The following is a 247-nucleotide window of genomic DNA, read 5'->3' as shown; positions in this document are numbered from 1 at the left end:
AGATGGTTTATCAACACATATTTCTTTACATTCTTAAAATAATTGTAAGTTTATGAACCTGAATAATAAATGGTCATACTTAACCGTGTTAGCGTTCGTCCGGAATTATAATACGAATGCGATTTATCCGCCTTAAAGCGAATTGCATCCCCACTATTTAATTTATATTGGCAATCATTTATTTCAATTGTCAATTCCCCTTCAAACACCGTTATAAATTCTTCAGTCCCTTCTTTATGGCCTTCCG

General features: G+C 33.2%; 1 protein-coding gene. It reads right to left on the bottom strand.

Annotated features, from left to right (window positions below):
- Positions 1–50: 50 nt before the first annotated feature.
- A partial coding sequence (locus tag KI369_RS28695; protein ID WP_212959022.1) for a cupin domain-containing protein occupies positions 51–247 on the bottom strand: 197 nt, incomplete at its 5' end.

The sequence above is a fragment of the Bacillus sanguinis genome (assembly GCF_018332475.1).
Taxonomy (GTDB): domain Bacteria; phylum Bacillota; class Bacilli; order Bacillales; family Bacillaceae_G; genus Bacillus_A; species Bacillus_A sanguinis.
The sequence above is the reverse complement of the archived record's forward strand: the minus strand, read 5'-3'. Positions and strand labels throughout refer to the sequence as shown.